The sequence below is a fragment of the Pseudomonas anguilliseptica genome, assembly GCF_021375795.1.
Lineage (GTDB): Bacteria > Pseudomonadota > Gammaproteobacteria > Pseudomonadales > Pseudomonadaceae > Aquipseudomonas > Aquipseudomonas anguilliseptica_A.
This window is the reverse complement of record NZ_JAEIOI010000002.1, coordinates 427,983-445,294: the sequence shown is the minus strand read 5'-3', so window position 1 is coordinate 445,294 and position 17,312 is coordinate 427,983. Positions and strand designations below refer to the sequence as shown.

The 17,312-nt window shown below is 58.1% G+C and carries 17 protein-coding genes; 8 read left to right on the top strand and 9 right to left on the bottom strand.

Annotation, left to right across the window (positions count from 1 at the left end; translation table 11 throughout):
* Nucleotides 1–53: 53 nt before the first annotated feature.
* The 4 genes from IOD17_RS09935 to IOD17_RS09920 all read right to left on the bottom strand — a co-directional run bounded on the left by IOD17_RS09935 (nucleotide 54) and on the right by IOD17_RS09920 (nucleotide 3,156).
* Complete coding sequence (locus tag IOD17_RS09935; RefSeq protein ID WP_233684933.1) at nucleotides 54–914, bottom strand: DMT family transporter; 861 nt, start codon at nucleotides 912–914, stop codon at nucleotides 54–56.
* A gap of 4 nt (nucleotides 915–918) precedes the next feature.
* Nucleotides 919–1,539, bottom strand: coding sequence for a high frequency lysogenization protein HflD (gene hflD, locus IOD17_RS09930; protein ID WP_233684932.1), 621 nt, complete (start codon nucleotides 1,537–1,539; stop codon nucleotides 919–921).
* Entirely contained in the window at nucleotides 1,536–2,654 is a 1,119-nt protein-coding gene (gene mnmA, locus IOD17_RS09925) for a tRNA 2-thiouridine(34) synthase MnmA (protein WP_233684931.1), read from the bottom strand. Before mnmA ends, hflD begins: the two co-directional genes overlap by 4 nt.
* 61 nt (nucleotides 2,655–2,715) lie before the next feature.
* Nucleotides 2,716–3,156, bottom strand: coding sequence for an NUDIX hydrolase (locus IOD17_RS09920; RefSeq protein WP_233684930.1), 441 nt, complete (start codon nucleotides 3,154–3,156; stop codon nucleotides 2,716–2,718).
* A 324-nt stretch (nucleotides 3,157–3,480) separates the two neighbouring features.
* Between IOD17_RS09920 and icd the strand changes: the two genes are divergently transcribed.
* Complete coding sequence (gene icd, locus IOD17_RS09915; protein ID WP_090253672.1) at nucleotides 3,481–4,737, top strand: NADP-dependent isocitrate dehydrogenase; 1,257 nt, start codon at nucleotides 3,481–3,483, stop codon at nucleotides 4,735–4,737.
* An 80-nt stretch (nucleotides 4,738–4,817) separates the two neighbouring features.
* Here icd and cspD read toward each other — a convergent pair whose 3' ends face one another.
* Nucleotides 4,818–5,081: a cold shock domain-containing protein CspD gene (gene cspD / locus IOD17_RS09910; RefSeq protein ID WP_233684929.1), complete on the bottom strand. Its 264-nt coding sequence runs from the start codon at nucleotides 5,079–5,081 to the stop codon at nucleotides 4,818–4,820.
* Between the two features lie 227 nt (nucleotides 5,082–5,308).
* On the opposite strand from cspD, the gene clpS reads away from it, so the two are divergent.
* Both clpS and clpA read left to right on the top strand, forming a co-directional pair.
* Complete coding sequence (gene clpS, locus IOD17_RS09905) at nucleotides 5,309–5,671, top strand: ATP-dependent Clp protease adapter ClpS (protein ID WP_108488264.1); 363 nt, start codon at nucleotides 5,309–5,311, stop codon at nucleotides 5,669–5,671.
* Between the two features lie 29 nt (nucleotides 5,672–5,700).
* The gene (clpA, locus tag IOD17_RS09900) at nucleotides 5,701–7,971 is read left to right on the top strand and encodes an ATP-dependent Clp protease ATP-binding subunit ClpA (protein WP_233684928.1); all 2,271 of its coding nucleotides are present in this window, start codon (nucleotides 5,701–5,703) and stop codon (nucleotides 7,969–7,971) included.
* A gap of 106 nt (nucleotides 7,972–8,077) precedes the next feature.
* On the opposite strand, the gene infA is transcribed toward clpA, so the two are convergent.
* The 4 genes from infA to trxB all read right to left on the bottom strand — a co-directional run bounded on the left by infA (nucleotide 8,078) and on the right by trxB (nucleotide 10,854).
* On the bottom strand, nucleotides 8,078–8,296 hold the full coding sequence (gene infA, locus IOD17_RS09895) for a translation initiation factor IF-1 (protein ID WP_002553999.1): 219 nt from the start codon (nucleotides 8,294–8,296) through the stop codon (nucleotides 8,078–8,080).
* 100 nt (nucleotides 8,297–8,396) lie between these two features.
* Nucleotides 8,397–9,104: an arginyltransferase gene (locus tag IOD17_RS09890; RefSeq protein WP_233684927.1), complete on the bottom strand. Its 708-nt coding sequence runs from the start codon at nucleotides 9,102–9,104 to the stop codon at nucleotides 8,397–8,399.
* Nucleotides 9,105–9,159: 55 nt separating this feature from the next.
* Nucleotides 9,160–9,840, bottom strand: coding sequence for a leucyl/phenylalanyl-tRNA--protein transferase (gene aat, locus IOD17_RS09885; protein ID WP_233684926.1), 681 nt, complete (start codon nucleotides 9,838–9,840; stop codon nucleotides 9,160–9,162).
* Nucleotides 9,841–9,903: 63 nt separating this feature from the next.
* Nucleotides 9,904–10,854: a thioredoxin-disulfide reductase gene (gene trxB, locus IOD17_RS09880; protein ID WP_233684925.1), complete on the bottom strand. Its 951-nt coding sequence runs from the start codon at nucleotides 10,852–10,854 to the stop codon at nucleotides 9,904–9,906.
* 230 nt (nucleotides 10,855–11,084) lie between these two features.
* On the opposite strand from trxB, the gene ftsK reads away from it, so the two are divergent.
* The 5 genes from ftsK (at nucleotide 11,085) to serS (ending at nucleotide 17,291) form a co-directional block, all read left to right on the top strand.
* Nucleotides 11,085–13,490, top strand: a complete 2,406-nt coding sequence (ftsK, locus tag IOD17_RS09875) for a DNA translocase FtsK (RefSeq protein ID WP_233684924.1) — start codon at nucleotides 11,085–11,087, stop codon at nucleotides 13,488–13,490.
* A 49-nt stretch (nucleotides 13,491–13,539) separates the two neighbouring features.
* A complete protein-coding gene (gene lolA, locus IOD17_RS09870) occupies nucleotides 13,540–14,166 on the top strand; it encodes an outer membrane lipoprotein chaperone LolA (RefSeq protein WP_233684923.1) in 627 nt (208 codons plus the stop codon).
* A gap of 32 nt (nucleotides 14,167–14,198) precedes the next feature.
* Entirely contained in the window at nucleotides 14,199–15,524 is a 1,326-nt protein-coding gene (locus IOD17_RS09865; protein WP_233684922.1) for a replication-associated recombination protein A, read from the top strand.
* Entirely contained in the window at nucleotides 15,521–15,901 is a 381-nt protein-coding gene (gene crcB / locus IOD17_RS09860; protein WP_233684921.1) for a fluoride efflux transporter CrcB, read from the top strand. The genes IOD17_RS09865 and crcB overlap by 4 nt, the downstream gene beginning before the upstream one ends.
* 109 nt (nucleotides 15,902–16,010) lie before the next feature.
* Nucleotides 16,011–17,291: a serine--tRNA ligase gene (gene serS, locus IOD17_RS09855; protein WP_233684920.1), complete on the top strand. Its 1,281-nt coding sequence runs from the start codon at nucleotides 16,011–16,013 to the stop codon at nucleotides 17,289–17,291.
* Nucleotides 17,292–17,312 lie beyond the last annotated feature (21 nt).

Genomic DNA, 17,312 nt, shown 5'->3' with positions numbered 1-17,312 from the left:
GCATTGAAAAGGGCGCGTATCATACATGAAATCAACGCCCGGCCGCGATTGCTTCAGCTGCCTTTGCGACGACTGATCGACAGCAGGCTGGCACTGAAAATCAGTGCGGCGCCCAGCAACGAGGTCAGATCGGGCGTTTCACCCCAGCGCAGCCAGGCAATCAGTCCAGCGAACACAATCGCCAGGTAGGCGAAGGGGCCGATCAGCCCGGGTGGTGCCAGGCCGTAGGCCTTGGACATGACGATCTGACTGGCGGTTGCCAGCAAGCCGATCACCAGCAGCAAGCCCAGCTCGTGTTGGGTCATCGGCTGCCAGGCCCAGGTCAGCGGGATGGCTGAGATCAGGGCGCTGAACAGGGAAAAGTAGAAGACGATGCGAAAAGCCGGCTCGGTGTCGCTCATTTCGCGGATCGAGACAAAGGCGAACGCCGCCAGCACACTGGCTGCGAGGCCGATCAGGGCCTGACTGTCGAGCAGTGCTGCTGAGGGTTTGGCCACCAACAGTACGCCAACCAGACCGATGCCAGTGGTCAGCAGCATGCGCTTACTGAGCGGCTCCTTGAGCCACCACCAGGCAATCAGTGGGGTGAACACCGGTGCCGAGTAGGTGAACAGCATGGCATCGGCCAGTGGCAGGTGAGCAATGGCGTAGAAGAAGCAATACATCGCCGCCAGGCCGTAGGTGGTGCGCCATAGGTGAGACTTCAAGCGGGTGGTCTTGAGCGGATCAACCCCTTTGAGCAAGACCAGTGGCATAAAGAACAGCACACCGACCAGGTTGCGAAAGAACACCACCGATTCGTTGTTGACGCTGACCGACACTTCGCGGATGCCCACGCCCATCAGGGAAAACAGCAAGGCGGAGAGCGCCAGCAAGGCAGCGCCCTGCAGTGGTTTGACCGAGCGCGAACTCATGCGCTCAGGACCGCAGCAGCGGGTAGAGTTCCTTGAGCAACTTGCCGCGACTGAACACCATCTGCCAGCGATGACCGCCCAGTTGGCGCCATAGGCGCGCCGAGCGAATGCCGGCGAGCAGCAGTGCGCGGATTTTCGCGGCATTGTTGGTTTGTTGCAGATGGCGCATATCGCCTTGCACCTGGATGCGCTGACGGAAGGTACTGATGGTGTCCTGGTACAGCCCGCCACAATTGGCGATCACATTCTCATGGGTCGGACCGAAGTGCTCGACCTGTTGCTGCACCTGGTCAAGACGGCTGCCCATCACTTGCAGCATGTCGCCGCGCTTGTCCAGCTGGCGCTCCAGGGCCAGCAGTGCCAGGGCATAGCGCAGTGGGTCACGCTGCAGGCTGGCGGGGTCACGCTCCAGCGCGCCCACCAGGGCACGATAGCCATCACGCAGGTTGAGGTCATCGCCGCCGTAAACGTCCAGAGTGTCCTTTGGGTCGCGCACCAGCAGGCTATTGATCATACAGGCCACGGCCGCTTCGCTGACCTGGCCGGTGCGCGCCAGTTTGTCGACCAGCACGGCCGATTCGAAGACTGCGCCAAGGGCAATCAGTTGCTCGCGGATTGGATTCACGCCGTTTGCTCCCGCGCAGTCCAGGGCTCGGCGGTTTCAATCACGCCTCCACCGAGGCAGATTTCACCGTCGTAGAACACCACGGATTGGCCTGGTGTGACGGCGCGCTGGGGTTCGGCAAAAACTGCGCGGTAGCCGCTGGCGGTTTTCTCCAGCGTGCAGGTTTGATCAGTCTGGCGATAACGCACCTTGGCAGTCAGTGCGCGCGGCGTGCTCAGATCAATCGGGTTGACCCAGTAAATCTCCGAGGCGAGCAGGGCGCGGCTGAACAACCAGGGGTGTTCATTACCTTGCCCTACCACCAGCACATTGCGGCTCAGGTCCTTGTGCAGGACGTACCAGGGCTCGTCACTGGCGTCTTTCAAACCGCCGATGCCCAAGCCTTGGCGCTGGCCGATGGTGTGGTACATCAGGCCATGGTGGCGGCCGATGATCTCGCCCTCGGTGGTTTCGATATTGCCGGGCTGAGCGGGCAGGTACTGCTTAAGGAAATCGCTGAAACGCCTTTCACCGATAAAGCAGATGCCGGTCGAGTCCTTCTTCTTGGCTGTGGCCAGTTGGTACTTCTCGGCAATCGCGCGTACCGCCGGCTTTTCCAACTCACCGACTGGGAACAGGGTCTTGGCGATCTGCTCACCGCCCACCGCATGCAGGAAGTAGCTCTGGTCCTTGTTCGGATCGAGGCCTTTGAGCAGTTCTGTGCACCCGTCGACATCCCGGCGGCGTACGTAGTGGCCGGTGGCAATCAGGTCGGCACCGAGCATCAGGGCGTAATCGAGGAAGGCTTTGAACTTGATTTCGCGATTACACAGGATGTCCGGGTTCGGTGTGCGCCCGGCCTTGTATTCGGCAAGAAAGTGCTCGAACACGTTGTCCCAGTATTCGGCGGCGAAATTGGCCGTGTGCAGTTTGATGCCGATCTTGTTGCACACGGCTTGCGCGTCGGCCAGGTCATCCATGGCGGTGCAGTATTCGGTGCCGTCGTCTTCGTCCCAGTTCTTCATAAACAGGCCTTCGACCTGATAGCCCTGCTCAAGTAACAGAAGGGCTGAAACGGACGAATCTACACCGCCGGACATGCCGACAATAACGCGCTGGGTAGTTGGATCTGACATGGGAATACTGGGCACGGCTTGAAGAAAGGTGGCGATTCTATCAGGCCGTGCGGCCTTGACGTTAATCGCGAATCAGGCTCAGGGCAAAGTGTTGACCGCTCAGGTAATCATCGATGCAGCGCAATACCAGCTCGCTACGCCAGCGCTCCGGTTCTGCCGTCAGCTCGTCGCGGGTCAGCCAGCGCGGGCCGATTATGCCGTCATCCAGCGGGTGATCAGGGCGGTGCTGCAGTGCTTTACCGGCGAAACACACGCGCTGGTAGGTGATGCCATTGCTGGGGGCGGTATACAGGTAGATACCGACTACACCCGTCAGCTCGATATCCCAGCCGGTTTCTTCGAGGGTTTCGCGCAGTGCGGCCTGTATCAGACTTTCGTCGGCTTCCAAGTGGCCAGCAGGCTGATTAAATACGGCGCGGTTATCGGCCATTTCCTCAACCAGCAGAAACCGCCCCTGATCTTCGACTACGGTGGCGACTGTGACGTGTGGAGTAAAGCGCATACGGAACTCCTTGAGCGGGCGCGTGATCATAGCCGCAGTCACCGGTTATGGTGATGATCGAAGCAATTGGGCAATGAGCTGCTAGGATGAAATCGTCTTGGCACAAGCGCTGTGTAGCGTGCTTGTAGTTTGACTACAAAGCCGTTTTGCTAATCAGCCTGATGCCCGCAAGAACGCGCATGTGCAATGTTTTCAATGGATAAAGTGCGTGACTTTCTGTAGAAAAACTACAAAAATAACTCGCCTTTCCGAGACCCAAAAAGATCTATTCAGCACGTCATCTGCGTGACTGAATGCCAGACCACGAAAACAACGGAGTCCAGCATGGGATACCAAAAGATCCAGGTGCCTGCCACCGGTGACAAAATCACCGTCAATGCCGATACATCCCTGAACGTACCGAACAATCCAATCATCCCCTTTATTGAAGGTGATGGTATCGGTGTCGATATCAGCCCGGTCATGATCAAAGTCGTTGATGCTGCCGTACAGAAAGCCTACGGCGGTGAGCGCAAGATCTCCTGGATGGAAGTTTACGCTGGCGAGAAAGCCACTCAGGTTTACGACCAGGATACCTGGCTGCCTCAGGAAACCCTGGACGCGGTCAAAGACTACGTCGTTTCCATCAAGGGCCCGCTGACCACGCCAGTCGGTGGTGGTATCCGCTCCCTGAACGTTGCTCTGCGTCAGCAACTCGACCTGTATGTCTGCCTGCGCCCTGTGCGCTGGTTTGAAGGCGTGCCAAGCCCGGTTAAAAAGCCTGGCGATGTCGACATGACCATCTTCCGCGAGAACTCGGAAGACATCTATGCCGGTATCGAGTGGAAGGCCGGTTCGCCGGAAGCGACCAAAGTCATCAAGTTCCTCAAAGAGGAAATGGGTGTTACCAAGATTCGCTTCGACCAGGACTGCGGTATCGGCGTCAAGCCGGTTTCCAAAGAAGGCACCAAGCGTCTGGCACGTAAAGCTCTGCAGTATGTGGTTGATAACGACCGCGACTCGCTGACCATCGTGCACAAAGGCAACATCATGAAGTTCACCGAAGGTGCCTTCAAAGAGTGGGCCTACGAAATTGCCGCTGAAGAGTTCGGCGCAACCCTGCTGGATGGCGGCCCTTGGATGCAATTCAAGAACCCGAAAACCGGCAAAAACGTCATCGTCAAAGACGCCATCGCTGACGCCATGCTGCAGCAGATCCTGCTGCGTCCGGCCGAGTACGACGTGATCGCCACCCTGAACCTGAACGGTGACTACCTGTCCGACGCCCTGGCGGCTGAAGTAGGCGGCATTGGCATCGCGCCGGGCGCCAACCTGTCTGATACCGTTGCCATGTTCGAAGCCACCCACGGTACTGCACCGAAGTACGCTGGCAAGGATCAGGTGAACCCCGGTTCGCTGATTCTCTCCGCTGAAATGATGCTGCGCCATATGGGCTGGACCGAGGCGGCCGATCTGATCATCAAGGGCACCAACGGTGCCATCGGTGCCAAGACCGTGACCTATGACTTCGAGCGCCTGATGGATGGTGCCAAGCTGCTGTCCTGCTCGGCATTCGGTGATGCACTGATTTCGCACATGTAAGCCAATCAGCTGCGCATAAAGAAAGGCCGGTCAAGTGACCGGCCTTTTTTGTGGGCGATTAACTGCCCAGATGACTCTAATCAGACTTCAACCGTTACGCCCTGGTGGTGCTTAACTGCGGCGGGCGCTTCACTGGCGGCAGTAGCCGCACTGATGTTTACGGCGTGGAGTCCTTTTGGACCTTGAATAATATCGAAGCTTACCGGCTGGCCAGCCTTCAGCGTTTTATAGCCGTCCATCTGGATAGCCGAGTAGTGGGCGAACAGGTCCTCATCTCGACCATCGGCCAGGATGAATCCATAGCCTTTGGCGTTGTTGAACCACTTGACCTTACCGCTAACCATGCTGATATCCCTCTGCAAAGGACTCCATCACTGGAGTATCATCCACTTCAATTCCACACCCGGTTCGCCAAGGCGGCCTGCGTGTGAAACCCCTTAATACCCATGCTGGGTATTCATTGTTTGTAACACCGTTTTGCCGATAGTCAAGGCAATGCTGTAACTGGCTGAGAAGCCGTTCAAACTCTGTCTAGCACAGACTATTCGCCCATTAAACGAAGCTCTTCAGCATGCATGCACGTAGCCAGATTCGACTAACATTCAATCAGGATCGCCCCGCAGAGCATGAGGACGATTCCTTCGGCCTGGCCGTTCAGGAATCCAAGCCCGCTCTGCAGGCTCCCCCCATGTATAAAGTGGTGTTGTTTAACGATGACTACACGCCCATGGATTTCGTGGTCGAGGTACTCGAGGTGTTCTTCAACCTGAATCGAGAACTGGCGACCAAGATCATGCTGACCGTCCATACAGAGGGGCGGGCAGTGTGTGGAGTGTTTACCCGCGATATTGCTGAAACCAAAGCGACACAGGTGAATCAATATGCGAGAGAGAGCCAGCATCCGCTACTCTGTGAAATAGAGAAAGACGGTTAACGCCGGACACTTGGGCATGAGGTGAAGCTATGTTAAATCGAGAGCTCGAAGTCACCCTCAATCTGGCTTTCAAGGAGGCTCGCACCAAGCGTCATGAATTTATGACGGTTGAGCACTTGCTGCTGGCCCTCCTGGATAACGAGGCTGCCGCCAGCGTACTGCGTGCGTGCGGAGCCAACTTGGACAAGCTGCGGCATGATCTGCAGGAGTTTATCGACTCCACCACACCGCTTATTCCACAGCACGATGAAGAACGCGAAACTCAGCCTACGTTGGGATTCCAGCGTGTTCTGCAGCGTGCGGTGTTCCATGTGCAGAGTTCCGGCAAGCGTGAAGTGACGGGCGCCAATGTGCTGGTGGCGATTTTCAGCGAGCAGGAAAGTCAGGCGGTGTTCCTGCTCAAACAGCAGAGCGTCGCGCGTATTGATGTGGTCAATTTTATTGCCCACGGCATCTCCAAGGTGCCAGGCCATGGCGGTCATTCAGAAACCGAACAGGAAATGCAGGATGAGGAAGGCGGTGAGTCTTCCAGCTCCAGCAATCCGCTGGATGCCTATGCCAGCAATCTGAATGAGCTGGCGCGTCAGGGTCGCATCGACCCGTTGGTCGGGCGTGAGCAGGAAGTTGAGCGCGTTGCGCAGATTCTGGCGCGTCGTCGCAAGAACAATCCACTCTTGGTGGGCGAGGCTGGCGTGGGTAAAACCGCAATCGCCGAAGGGCTGGCCAAGCGCATTGTTGATGCTCAGGTGCCTGACTTGCTGGCCGACAGCGTTGTCTACTCACTGGATCTCGGTGCGCTGCTGGCAGGCACCAAATACCGGGGGGACTTCGAGAAACGCTTGAAAGCGCTGCTCAACGAGCTGCGTAAACGTCCGCATGCGATTCTGTTTATCGATGAAATCCATACCATTATCGGTGCCGGCGCCGCCTCAGGTGGTGTCATGGATGCGTCCAACCTGCTCAAACCGATGCTGTCGTCAGGAGAAATCCGCTGCATTGGTTCAACCACGTTCCAGGAGTTCCGCGGTATCTTCGAGAAAGACCGTGCTCTGGCGCGGCGTTTCCAGAAAGTCGATGTGGTGGAGCCTTCGGTGGAAGACACCATTGGTATTCTGCGTGGCCTGAAAGGTCGTTTCGAGCAGCACCACAGCATTGAATACAGCGATGAAGCGCTGCGCGCAGCGGCTGAATTGGCGTCGCGCTACATCAATGACCGACATATGCCAGACAAGGCCATTGATGTCATTGACGAGGCCGGTGCTTACCAGCGCCTGCAGCCGGCAGACAAGCGCCTGACTCGTATCGATGTCGCTCAGGTCGAGGATATCGTGGCGAAGATTGCGCGGATTCCGCCAAAGCATGTCAGCAGCTCGGACAAGGAATTGCTGCGTAACCTTGAGCGCGATCTTAAGCTCACCGTGTTTGGTCAGGATGCGGCGATTGACTCGCTGTCTACCGCGATCAAGCTTTCACGAGCGGGCCTCAAGGCGCCGGACAAACCAGTCGGTTCATTCCTATTTGCCGGGCCGACCGGTGTCGGTAAAACCGAAGCGGCGCGGCAGTTGGCCAAGGCTTTGGGCGTTGAGCTGATTCGCTTCGATATGTCCGAGTACATGGAGCGGCATACCGTCTCGCGGCTGATCGGTGCTCCACCTGGCTATGTGGGTTTTGATCAGGGTGGCTTGCTCACCGAAGCCATTACCAAAACACCACATTGTGTACTGCTGCTCGATGAAATCGAAAAGGCGCATCCGGAAGTCTTCAATCTGCTGTTGCAGGTCATGGACCATGGCACGCTGACCGACAATAACGGGCGCAAGGCGGACTTCCGCAATGTGATCGTGATCATGACCACCAACGCTGGCGCCGAAACGGCTTCGCGCGCATCAATTGGCTTCACTTACCAGGATCACTCATCCGATGCCATGGAAGTGATCAAGAAGAGCTTCACCCCAGAGTTCCGTAACCGTCTGGATACCATTATCCAGTTCGGCCGCCTGAGCCATGAGGTGATCAAAAGCATTGTCGACAAGTTCCTCACTGAGTTGCAGGCACAGCTGGAGGACAAGCGTGTCATGCTTGAAGTCAGCGATGCTGCGCGTAACTGGTTGGCGGAGCGTGGCTATGACGTGCAGATGGGCGCTCGGCCAATGGCGCGTTTGATCCAAGACAAGATCAAGCGACCGTTAGCAGAAGAGATTCTGTTTGGCGAACTGGCTGAACACGGAGGGGTTGTGCATGTTGATATCGCCGATGGCGAGCTGACCTTCGACTTTGAAACCACCGCTGAGATGGCCTAACGGCCATCTACAGTTTCTTGCGCGCACAAAAACGCCCGGCAATGCCGGGCGTTTTTACTGGAGCGTGGTGTAACAGATACCGGAAAACGGAGTTTTCAGCAGCCTGTTAACGGGCGCGATAGGTAATGCGGCCCTTGCTCAAGTCATAAGGTGTAAGTTCAACGCGAACTTTGTCACCAGTCAAAATGCGGATGTAATTTTTGCGCATCTTTCCGGAGATGTGCGCAGTAACGACGTGCCCGTTTTCCAACTCCACGCGAAACATGGTGTTGGGCAGGGTGTCGACGACAGTGCCTTCCATTTCGAAGCTGTCTTCTTTCGACATGCAGTAAAGCCCTCGGTATCCAATGAATGGCCCGGTGCAACTGGCGCCAGGCAAAAGCGGCGTGCATTGTGCCCGAAAATTGGGGTTTGCGCCAAGGGCTTCAGTTAAGGCTGACCCAGCGTTGATTGACGAACAGCTCAATCGGACGGTATTGGGTCTTGTAGCTCATCTTGCGGCAGTTCTTGATCCAGTAGCCGAGGTAGACCGCATGCAGTCCCTGGCGATGGGCCTCGGCGATTTGCCAGAGAATGGCGAAGCGACCCAGGCTGCGGCGTTCTTCATCCGGGTCATAGAAGGTGTACACCGCCGACAGGCCGTTGGGCAGCACGTCGGTCACGGCGATGGCCAGCAGGCGGCCCTGCAGGCGGAACTCATAGAAACGGGAAAACGGCAGATCCCGTACCAGAAAGGTGGAGAACTGGTCGCGGCTGGGCGGGTACATATCGCCGTCGGCGTGCCGTGCTTCTATATAGCGCACATACAGGGCGTAGTACTCGTCGTTGAAGCAGGGGCGCACCGGGCGCACCTGGATGTCTTCGTTGCGTTTGAGAATGCGCCGCTGCTGACGACTGGGGCGAAAGGCTGCGGCCGGGATGCGCGCCGGGATGCAGGCGGTGCAGTGCTGGCAGTGGGGGCGATAGAGGTGATCGCCGCTGCGGCGAAAGCCCATTTCCGAGAGTTCGGCATACACCTGCGCATCCATGGGCTGGCTGGGGTCGAGGAACAACGTAGTGGCTTGTTCGTCGGGCAGATAGCTGCAGGGATGTGGTTGAGTGGCGTAAAACTTTAGGCGGGCCAGCTCGGTCATGATCGACTCTCAGGATCAGTCTTCAACCAAGTGTAAGCCAGGCTGACAAACTCGCCTAGGCAACCCAGTCAGCCTGATTGGGCTGGTCAAGATGAAGGGCGAGGTAGCGCGCAAATTCATTACGGCTGATTGTTCGGGCGCCAAGACTGAGCAGATGCTCAGTGGGCATCTGGCAGTCAATCAGGACAAAACCCCAGGCTTTCAGCCGTTCAACCAGTGTGGCAAAACCTACTTTGGATGCATTGTCGGCGCGGCTGAACATCGACTCACCAAAGAACAGCTGGCCCATCGCCAGGCCGTAAAGCCCGCCCACCAGCTCACCGTCACGCCAGACTTCCACCGAATGAGCGATGCCGCGTCTGTGCAATTCCAGGTAGGCATCCTGCATGGGGCTGGTTATCCAGGTTTCTGCCGCATAACTACGTGGTGCGGCGCAGGCGCGAATAACCTCGCTGAACGCCTGATCAAAACTTACCCGATAGCGACCTTGGCGCAATACCTTGGCCAAGCTACGCGAGACATGCAACTCATCAGGCAGTAGAACCGTGCGTGGGTCGGGCGACCACCAGAGAATCGGCTGGCCATCCTGAAACCAGGGAAAGCAGCCGTGGCGATAGGCCTGAATCAGGCGTTCAGGGCGCAAGTCGCCACCCGCCGCGAGCAGTCCATTGGGTTCGCGCAGCGCGCTATTAAGTGGAGGAAAGTCCAGCGACTCGCGTTGCAACCACGTCAGCATGGGTAGGGCCGGAATCGGACAGGAGGCGGGTAGGGCGGGCCAGATAGCCCGCCTTGTGGTCGATCAATTGTCGTCGAGGAATTTTTCGACATCCAGCGCTGCCATGCAGCCAGCACCAGCCGAAGTAATGGCCTGACGATAGACATGGTCGGCCACATCACCGGCAGCGAATACACCTTCGATGCCGGTAGCAGTAGCGTTACCTTCGTTGCCACCTTTGATCAGCAGGTAACCATCGCGCATTTCCAGCTGCCCCTGGAACAGGTCGGTGTTGGGTTTATGGCCAATTGCAATAAACACACCGGCCAGCGGCAGATCAGTGGTCGCACCCGTCTGGGTGTTCTTCAGGCGTGCACCGGTAACGCCCGTGTTGTCGCCCAGCACTTCTTCCAGCTGGTGATTCCAGTGCAGCACCACGTTGCCGTTGGCGGCCTTGTCGAACAGTTTGTCCTGCAGAATTTTTTCCGAGCGCAGCTTGTCGCGGCGGTGCACCAGGTGCACTTCCTTGGCGATATTCGACAGGTACAGGGCTTCTTCAACGGCGGTATTACCGCCGCCGATTACCGCAACCACCTGGTTGCGATAGAAGAAGCCATCGCAGGTGGCGCAGGCCGATACACCCTTGCCGGAAAATGCTTCTTCCGAGGGCAGGCCCAGGTACTGCGCCGATGCGCCCGTGGCAATAATCAGTGCATCACAGGTGTAAGTACCGCTGTCGCCTTTCAAAGTGAAAGGGCGCGACTGCAACTCGGCTGTGTGGATGTGGTCGTAGACGATCTCGGTTTCAAAGCGCTCGGCATGCTTCTGCATACGCTCCATCAGCGCCGGACCGGTGAGGCCTTCAACATCACCTGGCCAGTTATCCACTTCGGTGGTGGTGGTCAGCTGACCGCCGGGCTGGATGCCGGTAATGATCACAGGCTTGAGGTTGGCGCGGGCAGCGTAAACGGCAGCGCTATAACCGGCAGGGCCGGAGCCCAGGATGATCAAGCGTGAATGCTTGACTTCGCTCATAAAAACACCTCATAAGCCTTTGTCACAAAAGAGAATGCATGCTCCAATTGAGCCGCACGGAAGATGTTGGCGGATATGCTACACCGAAGCAGGCAAGGAGCGGGAGTCAACCACTCGAGCTGTTTATGCATACAGCTCGTTTTGGTATCGTCTGACTAAACCCGTACAATCGCTGCATATTTTGCCGTTAACCAATTATTCGGCGCCTTTGGCGCAGGAACAGATGCGTTTTGAAGAAATCTAGCCCAACCGTACAAGCACCTCTCTGGCGTCAGCAGTTACCCTATCGATTGAAAGAAGGCGCTCTGATAGGCCTTGGCGCGCTTTGCCTGTACCTGTGGATGGCTTTGCTGACCTACGATGCGGGCGATCCGGGCTGGACCCACACCAGTAACGTCGAGCAGGTGCAGAACGCCGCCGGTCGTGCCGGTGCCTGGTTTGCCGATATTCTGTTTATGGCCCTGGGCTATTTCGCCTATCTGTTCCCGCTGCTGCTGGCGGTGAAGACCCTGCAGGTGTTTCGTGCACGTCATCAGCCCTGGCAGTGGAGCGGCTGGCTATTTTCCTGGCGGCTGATCGGTCTGGTGTTTCTGGTGCTCTCCGGCGCAGCGCTGGCTTATATCCACTTCCAGGCCAGTTCCAGCATGCCTGCATCGGCCGGCGGCGCTCTTGGCGAAAGCCTCGGCCAGTTGGCAATTAATGCGCTGAATGTGCAGGGCAGTACCTTGCTGTTTATTGCCCTGTTTCTGTTCGGGCTGACCGTATTTACCGATCTGTCCTGGTTCAAGGTCATGGACCTGACTGGCAAGATCACCCTGGACCTGATCGAGCTGATTCAGAGCCTGGCTAACCGCTGGTGGAATGCGCGCCTGGAGCGCAAGCAACTGGTAGCACAACTGCGTGAAGTGGATGAGCGGGTCAGCGAAGTGTCAGCTCCGATCGTGCTGGATCGCCGCGAGCAGGCCAAGGTCAAGGAGCGGCTGATCGAGCGCGAAGATGCGCTGAACAAACACATGAGCGAGCGGGTTAACCGTCCGGCTCCGGTGATTACCCCACCGGCAGCACCGAAAGCACCGGAGCCCAGCAAACGCGTCCTGAAAGAAAAGCAGGTGCCGCTGTTCGTCGACAGCGCCATCGAGGGTACGCTGCCGCCCATCTCCATCCTCGATCCGGCCGAAACCAAGAAAGTCGCGTATTCCCCCGAGTCACTGGCAGGCGTCGGCCATCTGCTGGAACTCAAGCTGAAGGAGTTCGGCGTAGAAGTCTCGGTCGACTCGATCCACCCAGGCCCGGTGATTACCCGCTACGAAATTCAACCGGCAGCCGGGGTTAAAGTCAGCCGCATCGCCAACCTGGCCAAAGACCTGGCGCGCTCACTGGCTGTAACCAGCGTGCGCGTGGTTGAAGTTATTCCTGGCAAAACCACCGTCGGTATCGAGATACCCAATGAAGACCGGCAGATCGTACGTTTCTCCGAGGTGCTGTCCTCGCCGGAATACGACGACGCCAAATCGCCGGTCACCCTGGCGCTGGGCCACGATATTGCCGGCAAGCCTATCATCACCGACCTGGCGCGCATGCCGCACTTGCTGGTGGCGGGCACCACCGGTTCGGGTAAATCGGTGGGGGTCAACGCAATGATCCTATCGATCCTGTTCAAGTCGAGCCCAGAAGACGCGCGCTTGATCATGATCGACCCGAAAATGCTCGAATTGTCGATCTACGAAGGTATTCCGCACCTGCTCTGTCCGGTCGTGACCGACATGAAGGAAGCCGCCAACGCCCTGCGCTGGTCGGTGGCCGAGATGGAACGGCGCTACAAGTTGATGTCGAAGATGGGCGTGCGCAACCTGGCCGGCTTCAACCGCAAGGTCAAGGATGCGGAAGAAGCGGGCGAGCCACTCGCCGATCCACTATACAAGCGCGAAAGCATGCACGATGAAGCGCCGCTGCTGAAAACCCTGCCAACCATCGTGGTGGTGGTCGACGAATTTGCCGACATGATGATGATCGTTGGTAAAAAGGTCGAAGAGCTGATCGCACGTATCGCGCAGAAAGCCCGTGCTGCGGGGATTCACCTGATTCTCGCGACCCAGCGCCCCTCGGTGGACGTGATTACCGGCCTGATCAAGGCCAACATCCCGACCCGTATGGCCTTCCAGGTATCGAGCAAGATCGACTCGCGCACCATTATCGACCAGGGTGGCGCCGAGCAACTGCTCGGTCATGGTGACATGCTCTATATGCCGCCCGGCACCAGCCTGCCGATTCGCGTACACGGCGCCTTCGTATCCGATGATGAAGTCCACCGGGTGGTCGAGGCCTGGAAGCAACGCGGCACGCCTGACTACATCGATGACATTCTCAATGGCGTCGAGGAGTCGGGGAGTGGTTTTGAGGGCGGCAGCGGCGATGGCGGTGGTGAAGGCAGCGAAGCCGACCCGCTTTACGATGAGGCGGTCAATTTCGTCCTTGAAAGCCGTCGCGCCTCGATTTCCGCCGTTCAGCGCAAACTGAAAATTGGCTACAACCGCGCTGCGCGCATGATTGAAGCCATGGAAATGGCCGGTGTGGTTACCTCAATGAACACCAATGGCTCGCGCGAGGTCATAGCTCCAGGCCCGATGCGCGACTAGTGCCGGACCCAGATTGCTGCCCCGAATACCCGAATAGATGAGGACCCCCATGCGCCTGATTCGCATGTTAGTGCTGACCCTGCTGAGTTTTACCAGCATCTCCGCTGTAGCCGATGATGAAGTGGCCATTCAACGCCTGACCGAGTTACTTAACCAGGCGCAGACCATCAATGCGCGTTTTTCCCAGCTGACCCTGGACGGCAGCGGCACCCAGCTGCAGGAAACCGCTGGCCAGTTGGCGCTGAAACGCCCTGGCCTGTTCCGCTGGCACACCGATGCGCCGATGGAGCAGTTGCTGGTATCCAATGGCGAGAAGGTCTGGCTATATGACCCGGACCTGCAACAGGTGACTATCCAGACCCTCGATCAACGCCTGACCCACACCCCAGCGCTGCTGCTGTCCGGTGACGTGTCGAAGATTCGTGAGAACTTCGAGATCAGCCATAACGAAGGCGGTAGCGTGGTCGATTTCATCCTCAAGCCAAAATCCAAGGACACCCTGTTCGACAGCCTGCGCCTGTCATTTCGCAACAAGGTGCTCAACGATATGCAACTGATTGACAGCATCGGTCAGCGCACCAACATCCTGTTTCTCAACGTGAAGATGAACGAGCCGCAGGATGATGCGCAATTCACCTTCGAGATCCCGGCCGGTGCCGACGTGATCCAAGAGTAAGCACCCCGCACCCGAGGCGTTAAACCGCAGTCATGGATCTGTTTCGCAAGGCCCCCGTTGCTCAACCCCTGGCTGCCCGGCTGCGTGCAGCCAGCCTGGATGAGTATGTGGGTCAGGAGCACTTGTTGGCCCGTGGCAAACCCTTGCGTGAGGCGCTGGAGCAGGGCACCCTGCATTCGATGATTTTCTGGGGCCCGCCAGGTGTCGGTAAGACCACCCTGGCGCGCTTGTTGGCGCAGGTTTCCGACGCACATTTCGAGACCATTTCCGCCGTGCTCTCTGGCGTCAAGGAAATCCGCCAGGCCGTGGAAGTGGCGCAGCAGCATGCCGCGCAATACGGCCGCCAGACCATCCTGTTTGTCGACGAAGTACACCGTTTCAACAAGTCGCAGCAGGATGCTTTTCTGCCTTACGTGGAAGACGGCACGCTTATCTTTATCGGCGCCACCACGGAAAACCCCTCCTTCGAGCTGAATAACGCCTTGCTCTCACGGGCGCGCGTGTATGTGCTGAAAAGCCTGGATGAAAGCGCACTGCGTAAACTGGTCGAGCGCGCCCTGAACGACCCGAAGGGCCTGGGTGAGCGTCAGCTAAGCCTGCCAGAGGAAAGTTTCACGATTCTCCAGGCCGCCGCCGATGGTGATGGCCGACGCTTGCTCAACTTTCTGGAGAACGCTGCAGACCTAGCCGAAGACGGGGGGGAGATCAGCAGTGACTTGCTGCTCAATCTGCTCGGCGATACCCGCCGGCGTTTCGATAAGGGCGGGGAGGCTTTTTACGACCAGATTTCCGCGTTGCACAAATCCGTGCGCGGCTCCAGCCCGGACGGTGCGCTGTACTGGTTTGCACGCATGCTCGATGGCGGCTGCGATCCGCTGTATATCGCCCGCCGCGTGGTGCGCATGGCCAGCGAGGATATCGGCAACGCCGACCCGCGCGCCTTGACCCTGTGCCTGAACGCCTGGGATGTGCAGGAGCGCCTAGGTAGCCCCGAAGGTGAGCTGGCCGTGGCACAGGCGATTGTCTATCTGGCCTGCGCACCGAAAAGCAACGCGGTCTATAACGCCTTCAAGGCCGCCATGCGTGATGCTGCCGAGCATGGTTCGCAAGAGGTGCCGCTGCACCTGCGCAATGCGCCGACCAAACTGATGAAAGAGCTGGGCTATGGAGATGAATACCGCTATGCCCATGATGAGCCGGATGCCTATGCGGCAGGTGAAGACTACTTTCCCGAGGCCTTCGCGCCGCGTGAGTATTACCAGCCGGTGCCACGCGGCCTGGAGCTGAAAATTCGCGATAAGCTGCAGCACCTGAAAAATCAGGATCGCAATAGCCCTCGGCAACGGAGAAAACCATGATTCGTGTGGCGCTGGCAGTGGCTTTGGGCGGTGCCGTGGGTTCCGTGCTGCGTTTTCTGACTGGCAGCTGGGTGGTGGCGCAGTGGCCACGGCATTTCTACCTTGGCACGTTTACCGTCAATATCATCGGTTGCCTGCTGATCGGCCTGCTCTCTGGCCTGTTCCTGCTGCGCAGTGATCTGCCTATCGAGTTGCGCAGTGGCCTGATCATTGGTGTGCTTGGCGGTTTTACCACCTTTTCCTCCTTCAGCTTGGAAGTGCTCAAGCTGTTTGAAAGCGGCCGCCTCAATGAAGCTTTTGCCTATCTGCTGTGCAGCATTCTGGGCGGCGTGCTGGCCGTGTGGGGCGGTTTTGCCCTGGCGCGCCTGTCCCAGTAAGCCGCGCCAGCTAACGGTGGCAGCACAACCGGTTAAAGCCTTAAACTGCGCGGCATTGCGCGCCATGGCCACGGCCATGCAAACCCTAGTGATGTGTTGAGACCAGAACATGCTCGATTCCAAACTCGTTCGTACCCAGCTCCAAGAAGTGGCCGAGCGCCTGGCTACCCGTGGTTTTGTCCTTGATGTCGCCCGTTTCGAAGCCCTGGAAGCCCAGCGCAAGACCGTGCAGACCCGCACCGAGCAGCTGCAGGCTGAGCGTAACAGCCGCTCCAAGTCCATTGGCCAGGCCAAGCAGCGTGGTGAAGACATTGCGCCGCTGCTGGCCGAAGTGGACAAGATGGGCAGCGACCTGGAAGAGGGCAAGCGCGAGCTGGATGCCATCCAGACCGAGCTGGACAACCTGTTGCTGAACATTCCCAACCTGCCGCACGAGTCGGTGCCGGTTGGTGAAGACGAGGAGGGCAACGTCGAGGTATCGCGCTGGGGCACACCGCGCAGCTTTGACTTCCCGATTCAGGATCACGTCGCCTTGGGCGAGCAGCATGGCTGGCTGGATTTTGAAACCGCCGCCAAGTTGTCCGGCGCGCGCTTTGCTGTGCTGCGCGGGCCGATTGCCCGCATGCACCGTGCGCTGGCGCAATTTATGATCAACCTGCACACCAGCGAACATGGCTACGAAGAAGCCTACACGCCGTATCTGGTGCAGGCCCCGGCGCTGCAAGGCACCGGCCAGCTGCCGAAGTTCGAAGAAGACCTGTTCAAGATCGCCCGCGAAGGCGAAGCCGATCTGTACCTGATCCCTACAGCTGAAGTGTCGCTGACCAATATCGTTGCCGGCGAGATTCTCGATGCCAAGCAGCTGCCGCTGAAGCTGGTTGCTCACACCCCATGCTTCCGCAGTGAAGCTGGTGCATCCGGCCGTGATACCCGTGGCATGATCCGTCAGCACCAGTTCGACAAGGTCGAGATGGTGCAGATCGTTGAGCCGAGCCAATCCTTTGAAGCGCTGGAAAGCCTGACTGCCAACGCCGAGCGCGTGCTGCAGTTACTCGAGCTGCCGTACCGCAAACTAGCGTTGTGCACCGGTGATATGGGCTTCGGCGCGGTGAAAACCTATGACCTGGAAGTTTGGGTGCCGAGCCAGGACAAATACCGCGAGATTTCCTCGTGCTCCAACTGCGGCGACTTCCAGGCCCGCCGTATGCAGGCGCGCTACCGCAACCCGGAAACCGGCAAACCGGAACTGCTACACACCCTCAACGGCTCTGGCCTGGCGGTGGGGCGTACCCTGGTGGCCGTGCTGGAGAACTACCAGCAGGCCGATGGCAGCATCCGCGTACCAGAGGTGCTCAAACCTTATATGGGCGGCATCGAAATCATCGGCTAAGACTGATTTCAGTGACCGGCG